This window comes from Pantoea sp. BS_8, assembly GCF_041954965.1.
Classification (GTDB): Bacteria; Pseudomonadota; Gammaproteobacteria; order Enterobacterales; family Enterobacteriaceae; genus Pantoea; species Pantoea stewartii.
This window is the reverse complement of record NZ_JAVAXU010000004.1, coordinates 23,717-36,302: the sequence shown is the minus strand read 5'-3', so window position 1 is coordinate 36,302 and position 12,586 is coordinate 23,717. Positions and strand designations below refer to the sequence as shown.

General features: G+C 53.4%; 11 protein-coding genes. 8 read left to right on the top strand and 3 right to left on the bottom strand.

The features are described 5' to 3' along the window. Positions 1-16 precede the first annotated feature (16 nt). The 3 genes from dapD to map form a co-directional block, all read right to left on the bottom strand. Complete coding sequence (gene dapD / locus RAC65_RS10585; RefSeq protein WP_033740308.1) at positions 17-841, bottom strand: 2,3,4,5-tetrahydropyridine-2,6-dicarboxylate N-succinyltransferase; 825 nt, start codon at positions 839-841, stop codon at positions 17-19. 80 nt (positions 842-921) lie between these two features. After that, on the bottom strand, positions 922-3,570 hold the full coding sequence (gene glnD / locus RAC65_RS10580; RefSeq protein WP_039338672.1) for a bifunctional uridylyltransferase/uridylyl-removing protein GlnD: 2,649 nt from the start codon (positions 3,568-3,570) through the stop codon (positions 922-924). A gap of 65 nt (positions 3,571-3,635) precedes the next feature. Then, entirely contained in the window at positions 3,636-4,430 is a 795-nt protein-coding gene (gene map, locus RAC65_RS10575) for a type I methionyl aminopeptidase (RefSeq protein WP_033740309.1), read from the bottom strand. A 316-nt stretch (positions 4,431-4,746) separates the two neighbouring features. Here map and rpsB point away from each other — a divergent pair, with 316 nt between their 5' ends. The 8 genes from rpsB to rseP all read left to right on the top strand — a co-directional run bounded on the left by rpsB (position 4,747) and on the right by rseP (position 12,563). Continuing rightward, complete coding sequence (rpsB, locus tag RAC65_RS10570; protein ID WP_006117758.1) at positions 4,747-5,472, top strand: 30S ribosomal protein S2; 726 nt, start codon at positions 4,747-4,749, stop codon at positions 5,470-5,472. Positions 5,473-5,655: 183 nt separating this feature from the next. After that, entirely contained in the window at positions 5,656-6,507 is an 852-nt protein-coding gene (gene tsf, locus RAC65_RS10565; protein ID WP_006117759.1) for a translation elongation factor Ts, read from the top strand. 154 nt (positions 6,508-6,661) lie between these two features. Then, positions 6,662-7,387: a UMP kinase gene (gene pyrH / locus RAC65_RS10560; protein WP_006117760.1), complete on the top strand. Its 726-nt coding sequence runs from the start codon at positions 6,662-6,664 to the stop codon at positions 7,385-7,387. Positions 7,388-7,530: 143 nt separating this feature from the next. Then, a complete protein-coding gene (frr, locus tag RAC65_RS10555; protein WP_006117761.1) occupies positions 7,531-8,088 on the top strand; it encodes a ribosome recycling factor in 558 nt (185 codons plus the stop codon). Between the two features lie 110 nt (positions 8,089-8,198). Then, positions 8,199-9,395: a 1-deoxy-D-xylulose-5-phosphate reductoisomerase gene (gene ispC, locus RAC65_RS10550; protein WP_006117762.1), complete on the top strand. Its 1,197-nt coding sequence runs from the start codon at positions 8,199-8,201 to the stop codon at positions 9,393-9,395. Between the two features lie 177 nt (positions 9,396-9,572). Continuing rightward, entirely contained in the window at positions 9,573-10,325 is a 753-nt protein-coding gene (ispU, locus tag RAC65_RS10545; protein ID WP_006117763.1) for a (2E,6E)-farnesyl-diphosphate-specific ditrans,polycis-undecaprenyl-diphosphate synthase, read from the top strand. Positions 10,326-10,343: 18 nt separating this feature from the next. Next, positions 10,344-11,201 (top strand): phosphatidate cytidylyltransferase, encoded by an 858-nt coding sequence (gene cdsA, locus RAC65_RS10540; RefSeq protein WP_006117764.1) that lies wholly within the window; start codon positions 10,344-10,346, stop codon positions 11,199-11,201. Between the two features lie 12 nt (positions 11,202-11,213). Beyond that, positions 11,214-12,563: a sigma E protease regulator RseP gene (rseP, locus tag RAC65_RS10535; RefSeq protein ID WP_033740312.1), complete on the top strand. Its 1,350-nt coding sequence runs from the start codon at positions 11,214-11,216 to the stop codon at positions 12,561-12,563. The last annotated feature ends 23 nt before the right edge of the window (positions 12,564-12,586 follow it).

Below are 12,586 nucleotides of genomic sequence, written 5' to 3'. Positions count from 1 at the left end.
CAGCCCGTCCACAAGCTTAGTCGATCGTGCGCAGCAATTCATTAATGCCGGTTTTGGCCAGTGTTTTGGCATCCACTTTTTTCACGATAACCGCGCAATACAGGCTGTAGCTGCCATCTTTTGACGGCAGATTACCCGAGACGACGACCGATCCGGCAGGTACGCGTCCGTAATGAATTTCACCGGTTTCGCGGTCATAAATTTTGGTGCTTTGACCAATATAAACGCCCATTGAAATAACGGAACCTTCTTCAACAATCACGCCTTCAACAATTTCAGAACGTGCGCCGATGAAGCAGTTATCTTCAATAATGGTCGGATTAGCCTGCAGGGGCTCAAGCACCCCACCGATGCCTACGCCACCAGATAAGTGGACATTTTTACCAATTTGCGCACAGGAGCCCACGGTGGCCCAGGTGTCCACCATCGTTCCTTCGTCAACAAAGGCACCGATGTTCACATAGGAAGGCATCAACACGGTATTACGTGCAATAAAGGCACCTTTACGCACGGCGGCGGGCGGTACGACGCGGAAACCGGCGGCTTTGAAGCGCGCATCGTCCCAGTCAGCGAATTTCATTGGCACTTTGTCGTAAAAGCGTGTTTCTGCGCCTTCCATGACCTGATTGTCATTGATGCGGAAAGAGAGCAGAACGGCTTTTTTCAGCCACTGATGCGTTACCCATTCACCGTCGATTTTTTCAGAAACGCGCAGCTCACCACTGTCCAGTTTGGCGATAACCTGATTAATCGCGTCGCGGGTTTCAGTATCCACACTGGTCGGGGTGATATCAGCGCGACGTTCGAAGGCAGATTCAATAACACTCTGTAACTGTTGCATATTTTTTCCTGATCTGTCATTTGTGGTGCCGGTCAGCGACCAGCACAGGTAAAAAGTGAAAGTTCACAAATTGAAGCGGGTCACACTTTATCGTTTGGATTAAGGGCCTCTGTCAACCGTTGTTGCAGGGTCTGGCGCATTTCCTCATCCAGTGCCCGGCGTTCGCTATTGGCCAGAATAAACAAATCTTCGACACGTTCCCCAATGGTACTGATGCGCGCGCCATGCAGTGATACGCCGAGATCGGCAAACACCTCGCCGACGCGCGCCAGCAAGCCCGGCTGATCGAGCGCCACCAGTTCCAGATAACTCCGGCGATCGGTATGCGTCGGCAGAAAGTTTACTTCGGTATCCACGCTGAAATGGCGGAGTCGGGCAGCCTGACGGCGGGTACGTGGCGGCACCCAGTCTGACTGCGTAATCGCCTGTTCCAGCGCCTGAATGATCAGCGCATGACGATCGGGAGCCAGCGGGCTGCCATCCGGCTCCAGCACGATAAACGTATCCATCGCCATACCATCGCGGCTGGTAAAAATCTGCGCATCATGCACGCTGAGATTGCGGCGATCCAGCTCACCGGCCACGGCGGCAAACAGGTGGGGCCGGTCCGGGCTCCAGATAAAAATTTCTGTACCGCCTCGTGTAGCCTGTGGGCTTACCAGCACCAACGGTTTACGCAGATCGTGTTCCAGTAAATGGCGCGCATGCCAGGCGATCTGATTCGGCGTGTGACGCAGGAAGTAGTCGGCACGGCACCGGTTCCAGATGTGGTGCAGGCGGGCTTCATCGATGTTGTCCATGCGCAACAGTGCCAGCGCCTGTAAACGGTGATGGCGGACACGCTCACGCAGATCCGGGCTGTTCTCCATGCCGCGGCGCAGCTGTTTTTCAGTGGCAAAGAACAGTTCTCGTAGCAGACTTTGCTTCCAGCTGTTCCACAAGCTTTCATTAGTGGCGCAGATGTCGGCAACGGTCAGGCAAACCAGATAACGCAACCGGTTCTCGTTCTGCATGACTTCGGCAAACTGTTGAATGACCGTAGGATCCTGAATGTCGCGGCGCTGCGCGGTAACTGACATCAGCAGATGATGACGAACCAGCCAGGCCACTAACTGGGTTTCACGTGAGTTAAGACCGTGCATCTCCGCAAACGCCAGCGCGTCCTGCGCACCCAGCACGGAGTGATCGCCGTTACGCCCTTTCGCGATGTCGTGTAACAGCGCAGCCATTAACAGTAATTCCTGTTGTGGCAGGCGAGGCCAGAGTTCAACGCACAACGGATGTTGCGGGCGCGTTGCTTCATTGGCAAAGCTCTCCAGTTTCTGCAACACCCGGATAGTGTGCTCATCGACGGTATAAGCATGAAATAAATCAAACTGCATCTGCCCGACAATGTGGCCCCAGAGCGGCGTATAAGCCCAGAGCACGCTGTGGCGATGCATCGGGACCAGCGCGCGACTGACCGCACCGGGATGACGCAGAATCGACATAAACAGGCGACGCGCTTCAGGCAACTGGCATAAGGGTTGCTCAAGATGACGTCGTGTATGACGCAGGCGGCGCAGTGTAGTGGAGTAGATCCCTTTGATGTTTTCATTGCGTACCATGACATAGAACATACGCAAGATCGCCTGGGGTTCCCGATCAAACAGGGTTTCATCACGCAGATCGATCAGGTTACCGCGCAGCTGGAAATCGTCATCAATGGCATAGGGTTTTTCATTGGTGGAGAGCGCCAGAATGGCCTCATCGAACAGTTGCAACAGCATCTGGTTAAGCTCACCGATGCGCCGCGTGACGCGGTAAAAATCTTTCATCATGCGTTCGACCGGTTCGTTGCCTTCTCCCTCATAATTCAGGCGCCGGGCAACGCTGAGCTGGCGGTCAAACAGCAGGCGGTTATCGTACCGTGGCAGAGACAGGTGCAGGGCAAAGCGAATGCGCCAGAGAAACGCCTGGCACTCATTCAGCTCGCTGCGCTCTGCGTCCGTCAGGAAACCAAAGCCTGACATCTCATCCAGCGTGGTCGCGCCAAAGTGGCGACGGGCAACCCATTGTAAGGTATGAATGTCACGTAACCCGCCGGGGCTGCTTTTGATATCCGGTTCCAGGTTATAGCTGGTACCGTGATAACGTGTATGGCGTTCCTGCTGCTCGTCGATTTTGGCGGCAAAAAAGCGGGATGATGGCCAGAAGCCATCGCTGAAGACATTTTTTTGTAATTCCAGAAACAGCGCGACATCGCCGGTCAGCATTCGGGCTTCAATCAGATTGGTCGCCACGGTCAGATCGGACAGCCCTTCCAGCAGGCACTCTTCGAGGCTACGTACACTGTGGCCGACCTCCAGCTTGAGATCCCACATCAGCGTCAGTAGCGCGCTGGCGCTCTGCGCCGCCTGCTCATCCAGCGGCTGACGGCTGAGAATTAAGATATCGATATCGGAAAGGGGATGCAGTTCACCGCGACCGTAACCGCCGACGGCGACAAGCGTGATGGCTTTCATGCTGTCGAAGCCAAAAAAACGCCACAAACGGCGCAGCAGGCGATCGATAAACAGCGTTCGGGCGTGAATCAGATCTTCGACAGGCTCACCGGCATCAAACGCCGCCGCCAGGTGCTGCTGGAAGCCCTCCAGACGTTGCTTTAAGACGTCGCGTGTCAGCGTATCGTCTTGCCACTCGCCAGGGGAATCATTCAGGCCGTTTTTCACTTCTTGCGACAGGCTCATGCAACGCTCTCATCATTAACCATAAAAAAACCGGCAGAGCGCCGGCTTTTTTATTCGTGGTGGAATTACTCCTGGTTAACTAACACCGCAGGCAGGGTGTCGTCTTTTCGCAGGGTTAAAATCTCACAGCCGTTATCCGTCACCACAATAGTATGCTCGTACTGCGCCGACAAGCTGCGATCTTTGGTTTTCACCGTCCAGCCGTCTTTCATGGTACGAATGCGGTAATCACCGGCGTTCACCATCGGTTCAACGGTAAAGGTCATTCCTGCCTGCAGGACCACTCCGCCGTCATCCGCGTCGTAATGCAGCACCTGAGGCTCTTCATGGAAGCCTTTGCCAATGCCGTGACCGCAGTATTCCCGCACGACAGAGAAGTCATTCGCTTCGACGTATTTTTGAATCGCGCGGCCCAGCTCGCGCAGCCGAATGCCCGGCTTAACTAAACGCAGTGACAGATAAAGGCTTTCCTGCGTCACGCGGCACAGACGTTCGCCCTGAATGGTGGGTTTACCCACGATAAACATTTTGGACGTATCGCCATGGTAATCGTCTTTAATCACGGTCACGTCAATGTTAACGATATCCCCGTCTTTTAACGGGCGATCGTCACTGGGAATGCCATGGCAAACCACTTCATTCACTGAGATACAGACAGATTTAGGAAAACCGTGGTAACCCAGGCAGGCAGACACCGCCTGCTGCTTCTCGGTAATGTGCGCATGACAAAGGCGATCCAGTTCGCCCGTCGTCACGCCAGGCTGCACGTGCGGTTCGATCATTTCAAGCACTTCCGCAGCCAGCCGACCTGCGACGCGCATTTTTTCGATTTCTTCGGGAGTTTTTATTGAGATTGCCATTAAATTATTCCGCTGTTGCTGAAATTTTCAGCAATAATGAACGCTGTGCTGTCATGTTAACAGCAAGCCAAAAGGGCTGCCAAACGGAGAACGCATCGCGCGCCATAAGCGAACAATTATTGGCGTCCAGAGCCTGATTGTGGTATAAAGCGCGCCGACGATTCTCTGTGGGCTGCAAGGTCAACGGGAACCGCAATAATCTCACTATGTGTACTAAAACACACATGTATCGACACATACGCCGGGGTGCCTTGAAAGAGGTCGGTTGTATGGGATACATGGAGGCCCAACCCCAATTAAACTAGAGGTAGTAATCATGGCAACTGTTTCCATGCGCGATATGCTCAAGGCTGGTGTTCACTTCGGTCACCAGACCCGTTACTGGTGCCCAAAAATGAAGCCATTCATTTTCGGTGCGCGTAACAAAGTTCACATCATCAACCTTGAGAAAACCGTACCAATGTTCAACGAAGCTCTGGCTGAGTTGACCAAAATCTCTTCCCGTAAAGGTAAGATTCTGTTCGTTGGTACCAAGCGCGCTGCTGCCGAAGCGGTAAAAGAGTCTGCACTGAGCTGCGACCAGTTCTTCGTAAACCACCGCTGGTTGGGTGGTATGCTGACTAACTGGAAAACCGTTCGTCAGTCTATCAAACGTCTGAAAGAGCTTGAGACTCAGTCTCAGGACGGCACTTTCGACAAACTGACCAAGAAAGAAGCGCTGATGCGCGCTCGTGAGCTGGCCAAGCTGGAAAACAGCCTGGGCGGTATCAAAGACATGGGCGGTTTGCCGGATGCACTGTTTGTTGTCGATGCTGACCACGAACACATCGCAATCAAAGAAGCAAACAACCTGGGCATCCCAGTATTTGCTATCGTTGATACTAACTCTGATCCGGATGGCGTTGATTACGTTATCCCAGGTAACGACGATGCGATCCGTGCTATCAACCTGTACCTGACTGCCGTTGCGACTACCGTTCGCGAAGGCCGTTCTCAGGATCTGGCTGAGCAGGCTGAAGAAGCGTCTTTAGAAAACGCTTAATTAAGGTTTGCTCTGTAGAAGAGCCCTTAGCATTCAGATGTGATCTGTAAGGGGCCAAACATGGCCCCTTTATTTTATCCAAGTCTGTAACGCCCCTGTTCAGGTCGGCGGGACAGAGTAAATTTTCCGCAAATAAGTACCTGTTGATGCACCCGTGCTCAGGTACGAACCGAGGATTCTGGAATGGCTGAAATTACCGCTGCACTGGTAAAAGAACTGCGTGAGCGTACTGGCGCAGGCATGATGGACTGCAAAAAAGCGCTGACTGAAGCGAGCGGCGACATCGAGCTGGCGATTGAAAACATGCGTAAGTCTGGCGCAATCAAAGCAGCGAAAAAAGCAGGTAACGTTGCTGCTGACGGCGTGATCAAAACCAAAATCGTTGGTAACTACGGTGTGATTCTGGAAGTAAACTGCCAGACTGACTTCGTTGCAAAAGATGGCGGCTTCCAGGCATTTGCTGACAAAGTGCTGGACGCGGCTGCGGCTAACCGCATCACCGACGTTGAAGCGCTGAAAGCACAGTTTGAAGAAGAGCGCGTTGCACTGGTTGCCAAAATCGGTGAAAACATCAACATTCGTCGCGTTGCAGTGCTGGAAGGCGAAGAGCTGGGCAGCTACCTGCACGGCGCACGTATCGGCGTTCTGGTTTCAGCGAAAGGCGCTAACGAAGATCTGATCAAACAGATCGCGATGCACGTTGCGGCAAGCAAGCCTGAGTTTGTTAAGCCAGAAGACGTTTCTGCCGAAGTGGTTGAGAAAGAGTACCAGGTTCAGCTGGATATCGCGATGCAGTCTGGCAAGCCAAAAGAAATCGCAGAGAAAATGGTTGAAGGCCGCATGAAGAAATTCACCGGTGAAGTTTCTCTGACCGGTCAGGCATTCGTTATCGATCCAGCCAAAACCGTTGGCCAGGCGCTGAAAGAGCAGGGCGCTGACGTGATCAACTTCATCCGCTTCGAAGTGGGCGAAGGCATCGAGAAAGTTGAGACTGATTTTGCTGCTGAAGTTGCAGCGATGTCCAAACAGTCTTAATAATCTGAAAGAACCGCCAGATGGCGGTTCTTTTTTGTCTGCCACAGGCAAAAGATACGTTTTCAGTTTCATCCCAATAGCAATTCTTTTGCTGTAAGCGGATGATTGATCGGAATTACTTCTCACTCATCATATCTTCCAGGAAGAACTGACCATGGCGACCAACGCAAAACCTGTTTATCAACGTATCCTGCTAAAACTCAGCGGTGAAGCACTGCAAGGTGCAGAAGGTTTTGGTATCGACGCGAGTGTGCTTGACCGCATGGCTCAGGAAGTTAAAGAGCTGGTCGAACTGGGTATCCAGGTGGGCGTTGTGATTGGCGGGGGCAACCTGTTCCGTGGAGCGGGTCTGGCACAGGCGGGCATGAACCGCGTTGTCGGCGACCACATGGGGATGCTGGCCACCGTAATGAATGGCCTGGCAATGCGTGATGCGCTGCATCGTGCCTATGTTAACGCCCGTCTGATGTCGGCCATTCCCCTGAACGGCGTGTGCGACAACTACAGCTGGGCAGAAGCCATCAGCCTGTTACGCAATAACCGCGTTGTCATCTTCTCCGCAGGTACCGGTAACCCCTTCTTTACGACGGATTCTGCCGCCTGTCTGCGCGGTATCGAAATCGAAGCCGATGTGGTGTTGAAAGCCACCAAAGTTGACGGCGTTTATTCTGCGGACCCGGTGAAGCACCCCGATGCAACACTGTACGAAAAACTGACCTATGCGGAAGTGCTGGATCAAGAGCTAAAAGTGATGGATCTCGCCGCGTTTACGCTGGCGCGCGATCACAAACTGCCTATCCGCGTTTTCAACATGAACAAGCCTGGCGCATTGCGTCGCGTAGTGATGGGTGAAAAAGAAGGCACCCTGATTACGCATTAATACCCGAGGCGAGATAAAATAGGGTATATTCTGTCAGTGCGGCGCGGTATTGCCGCACGCCATTCAGGATTATCGATGCTTATCGATCCCGCTTCCGGTAATGCCGGAACTGGCCAGGTCAAACCGAATCCAAGGGTTTTAACGTGATTAACGACATTAAAAAAGATGCTGATACGCGCATGGATAAATGCGTGGAAGCATTCAAAACCACTATCAGCAAGGTGCGCACAGGTCGTGCTTCACCTTCACTGCTCGACGGCATCATCGTTGAATATTACGGCACGCCGACGCCACTGCGTCAGCTGGCTTCCGTCACTGTTGAAGATTCCCGCACGCTGAAAATCAACGTGTTTGATCGCTCTCTCGGCCCGGCCGTTGAAAAAGCGATTATGGCGTCTGATCTTGGGCTGAATCCCAGCTCTGCCGGTTCGGACATTCGTGTTCCGCTGCCTGCACTGACCGAAGAACGTCGTAAAGACCTGATTAAAATCGTGCGCGGCGAAGCCGAGCAGGGCCGTGTGTCGGTACGTAACGTCCGTCGCGATGCCAACGATAAGATCAAAGCGCTGCTGAAAGATAAAGAGATCAGCGAAGACGACGAACGTCGCGCGCAGGATGAAATCCAGAAAATGACCGATGCGCACATCAAGAAAGTCGATGCAGCATTGGCCGAAAAAGAAACGGAGCTGATGGATTTCTAATTCCATCTTCGCCGACGAAAACGCCGTACAGGGAGGCCTTCTGACTGAATGCCATCTCTGGCGGCGTTTTACGTTGTGCCCCACGCTTTTACCGATACAGGGACAGCATTATGAAGCGATTAACTCTGCTGGGTTCGACCGGATCAATCGGCACCAGCACGCTGGCCGTCGTTAAAGCCAATCCGGCGCTTTACCAGGTCACGGCGCTGGTGGCGGGCAAAAATGTAGCCCTGATGGCAGAACAGTGTGCACAGTTTCAACCGCGCTACGCCGCCATGGCAGATGAAGACGCTGCCGCCGCGCTACGTGAGCGACTGAGAGCATTGAAGATCAGGACTGAAGTGCTCTCCGGCGTTCAGGCAGCCTGTGAACTGGCCGCGCTGGATGAGGTTGACCAGGTGATGGCCGCGATTGTGGGTGCATCGGGGTTATTACCCACGCTGGCCGCCATTCGCGCCGGCAAAACGGTCTTGCTGGCGAACAAAGAATCGCTGGTCACCTGCGGCCGTTTATTTATGGAGGCGGTACGTCAACATAACGCGCAGTTGTTGCCGGTCGATAGCGAGCACAATGCCATTTTTCAGAGTTTGCCCGCTTCCATCCAGCATCAGTTAGGTTACGCTGACCTGCAGAATAACGGCATTGAGTCGATTATTCTTACGGGATCGGGTGGCCCTTTTCGTGACACAAATTTAGCAGATCTGAGCAATATGTCGCCAGATCAGGCTTGTGCACATCCGAACTGGACAATGGGGCGTAAAATCTCTGTTGATTCGGCCACCATGATGAATAAAGGTCTTGAATACATTGAAGCGCGCTGGCTGTTTAATGCCAGCGCAGCGCAGATGGAAGTGATTTTGCACCCACAATCGGTGATCCACTCCATGGTGCGGTATTGCGATGGCAGCGTGCTGGCCCAGTTAGGTTCGCCTGACATGCGGACACCAATCGCCCACAGTATGGCCTGGCCCGCACGTATTGAGGCTGGGGTCACACCGCTGGACTTTACCCGCATGTCGGCACTGACCTTCTCGGCACCTGATTTTGGTCGTTACCCCTGTCTCAAACTCGCGATTGATGCCTGCGAAGCCGGACAGGCAGCGACCACCACGCTCAATGCGGCCAATGAGATTGCCGTGGCGGCTTTCCTGGATAAGCAGATCCGTTTTACGGATATTGCCGCGTTGAACAGCGCAGTGCTGTCGGCGCATCACTGTCAGGAGCCGGACTCCGTGGATGCGGTCATTGACATTGACCGAAGCGCACGCGCGGCGGCAACAGAAATGTTGTCCCATTTCACGTCGTAATAACGATTACGCTGAGGCTATTTGTTCGCTTCGGGTGAAAATGTTATAGTCGCTGGCTCGCGTTTAACGGTCTGTCACCGAATTCGGTGTGGCCCGGCAGGCAATGTCGGGATTTGTACCGGGCGCAATGTATTCAGAAACCACAGCATTTCTGATGAAAGGAATTGATTACGCGTTATGTCGTCTGAAAATCACAACAACACCGATGACCAACAGGGTACCGGTCCGCGCCACGTCGCTATCATCATGGATGGCAATGGCCGCTGGGCTAAAAACCAGGGAAAACTGCGTATTTCCGGCCATAAAGCGGGCGTGAAATCAGTACGCCGCGCCGTTAGCTTTGCTGTCAATAATAATCTGGAAGCGTTAACGCTTTACGCCTTTAGCAGCGAAAACTGGAGCCGTCCTGCGCAGGAAGTGACAGCCTTAATGGAACTGTTTGTCTGGGCGCTGGATAGCGAAGTGAAGAGCCTGCATAAACACAATGTCCGCTTACGCATTATTGGCGATATCAGTCGATTCAGCCCGCGTATTCAGGAACGTGTCCGTCGGGCCGAGGCGCTGACGGAAAATAACGATCGCCTGACGTTAAACATCGCCGCTAACTACGGCGGACGTTGGGATATCATCGAAGGTGTTAAAAAGTTGGCTGAACAGGTACAGGAAGGCTTGTTACGCCCTGATCAGATAACCGAAGAGAGTCTGACGTCGCAGCTGTGTATGAACCAGCTGGCGCCAGTGGATTTAGTGATAAGGACCGGGGGAGAGCATCGGATTAGCAACTTCCTGTTGTGGCAGATTGCCTATGCGGAATTCTATTTTACTGATGTGCTCTGGCCGGATTTTGATGAACACGTTTTTGAAGGTGCACTGAATGCATTCTCTCTGCGGGAGCGACGCTTTGGCGGCGCTGCACCAGGCGGCGCCTGAGCAATCTGGGGGTAACCTTTGCTGAAGTCTCGTCTGATCACCGCGCTGATCCTTATTCCGCTGGTGATCGCTGCATTGTTCTGGTTACCGCCTGTTGGCTTTGCAATTGTTACGATTATCATCTGCATGCTTGCCGCCTGGGAATGGGGGCAGCTCTCCGGTATGGCATCGCGTCAGCAACGTATCTGGCTGGCCGTGATCTGTGGCCTTGTGCTGACGCTTATGCTCCTTACCCTTCCCCCTTACGAACATAACGCCTATCTGCCGCAGGTTACAGGCTGGCTGTGGGCTTCGCTGGCCTGGTGGACGGGCGCGCTGCTGTTGGTTCTGTTTTATCCAGCCTCTGCGACACTCTGGCGTCATTCCCGGCTTCTCCGCCTGCTGTTCGGTGTCTTAACCATTATTCCTTTCTTCTGGGGCATGATGGCGCTCCGCCAGTATCACTACGAATCTGATCATTTTGCCGGTGCATGGTGGCTGTTGTTTGTCATGTTTCTGGTCTGGGGGGCCGATTCAGGTGCTTATATGTTCGGTAAGCTGTTTGGCAGGCATAAGCTGGCCCCCAAAGTATCACCCGGTAAAACCTGGGAAGGATTTTTGGGCGGACTGGTCTCTTCCGCGCTTATTGCTGTGCTGTTTGCCAGCTTTGCGCCGCTGACCATCCCGACGGGCACGCTGGTCATGTGTGCGGTGATTTCGACGCTCGCATCAGTCCTGGGCGATCTCACGGAAAGCATGTTTAAACGTGAAGCCGGTATCAAAGACAGCGGTAACCTGATCCCGGGACATGGCGGCATCCTCGACCGCATTGACAGCCTGACAGCAGCCGTACCGGTCTTTGCCTGCCTGTTACTGTTGGTGTTTCAGACACTCTAAGGGCAAACGACGATGTTAAGCGTAATCTGGAGTTTTGCCGCATTCATCATTGCACTGGGCATATTAATTACGGTGCATGAATTTGGCCATTTTTGGGTGGCGCGGCGCTGCGGGGTCAGAGTCGAACGTTTTTCAATCGGTTTTGGTAAAGCGTTATGGCAACGCCGTGACCGCCATGGGACCGAATTTGTTCTTGCCCTCATTCCACTTGGCGGTTACGTCAAAATGCTGGATGAGCGGGTCGAAAGCGTCCCTGCGGAACTCCGGCACCAGGCGTTTAACAATAAAGCCATCTGGCAGCGCGCCTCCATTATCGCTGCTGGTCCTGTCGCCAATTTCCTGTTCGCCATCTTTGCCTACTGGGTCGTCTTCATTCATGGCGTGCCGGGTGTGAAACCTGTGGTTGGTGAAATTCTGAACGGTTCGGTAGCGGCGGAAGCGCAAATTACACCCGGAACGGAACTTAAGGCCGTCGACGGTATCGAAACGCCTGACTGGGAAGCTGTGCGCATGGCGCTGGTCGGTAAAATCGGTGACAGCAGCACGACGCTGACAGTGGGTCGCTTTGGCGAACAAGGGACGCAGCAAAAGCACGTTGATTTGCGGAACTGGCAGTTTGAGCCTGATAAGCAGGATCCGGTGGTGGCGCTGGGGATACGTCCTCGCGGTCCACAGATCGAAACGACACTGGCTGAAGTGCAAAAGAATTCACCCGCCAGTGAAGCCGGTTTGCAAGCGGGCGACAGGATCGTTAAAGTCGATGGTCAGTTATTAACGCAATGGCAGCTTTTTGCGACTCAGGTTCGGGATAACCCCGGAAAAAGTATGGCCCTTGAGGTCGATCGCAACGGTGAAGCGGTGAAGTTGACCCTGACGCCGGAAGCGAAACCTGGAAATAAAGCGGAAGGGTTTGCGGGCGTCATTCCGCGAGTTGTTCCTCTGCCAGACGAGTACAAAACGGTAAGACAATATGGCGCGTTCCCGGCCATTGGTGAGGCCAGTGTAAAAACCTGGCAACTGATGAAGCTGACCGTCTCCATGTTGGGCAAGTTAATAACCGGTGATGTGAAGTTGAACAACCTGAGCGGCCCAATCTCGATTGCGCAAGGTGCAGGTTTGTCAGCCGAGTACGGAATGATTTACTACCTGATGTTCCTGGCGTTGATTAGCGTCAACTTAGGAATCATCAATCTGTTCCCGCTGCCGGTTTTAGATGGTGGGCACTTGCTCTTCCTGGCGATCGAAAAGATCAAAGGGGGACCGGTGTCCGATCGAGTTCAAGACTTTAGTTATCGCATCGGCTCAATACTGCTGGTGATGTTAATGGGGCTTGCACTTTTCAATGATTTCTCACGCCTGTAACCGCTGGAACGCGAGCTTGCGTG

Bases quoted from the DNA above. Each gene is read 5' to 3' on its own strand.
- ispC (WP_006117762.1), top strand. From the start codon at position 8,199: ATGAAGCGATTAACTCTGCTGGGTTCGACCGGATCAATCGGCACCAGC.
- pyrH (WP_006117760.1), top strand. From the start codon at position 6,662: ATGGCGACCAACGCAAAACCTGTTTATCAACGTATCCTGCTAAAACTC.
- ispU (WP_006117763.1), top strand. From the start codon at position 9,573: ATGTCGTCTGAAAATCACAACAACACCGATGACCAACAGGGTACCGGT.
- map (WP_033740309.1), bottom strand. From the start codon at position 4,430: ATGGCAATCTCAATAAAAACTCCCGAAGAAATCGAAAAAATGCGCGTC.
- rseP (WP_033740312.1), top strand. From the start codon at position 11,214: ATGTTAAGCGTAATCTGGAGTTTTGCCGCATTCATCATTGCACTGGGC.
- dapD (WP_033740308.1), bottom strand. From the start codon at position 841: ATGCAACAGTTACAGAGTGTTATTGAATCTGCCTTCGAACGTCGCGCT.
- tsf (WP_006117759.1), top strand. From the start codon at position 5,656: ATGGCTGAAATTACCGCTGCACTGGTAAAAGAACTGCGTGAGCGTACT.
- rpsB (WP_006117758.1), top strand. From the start codon at position 4,747: ATGGCAACTGTTTCCATGCGCGATATGCTCAAGGCTGGTGTTCACTTC.
- glnD (WP_039338672.1), bottom strand. From the start codon at position 3,570: ATGAGCCTGTCGCAAGAAGTGAAAAACGGCCTGAATGATTCCCCTGGC.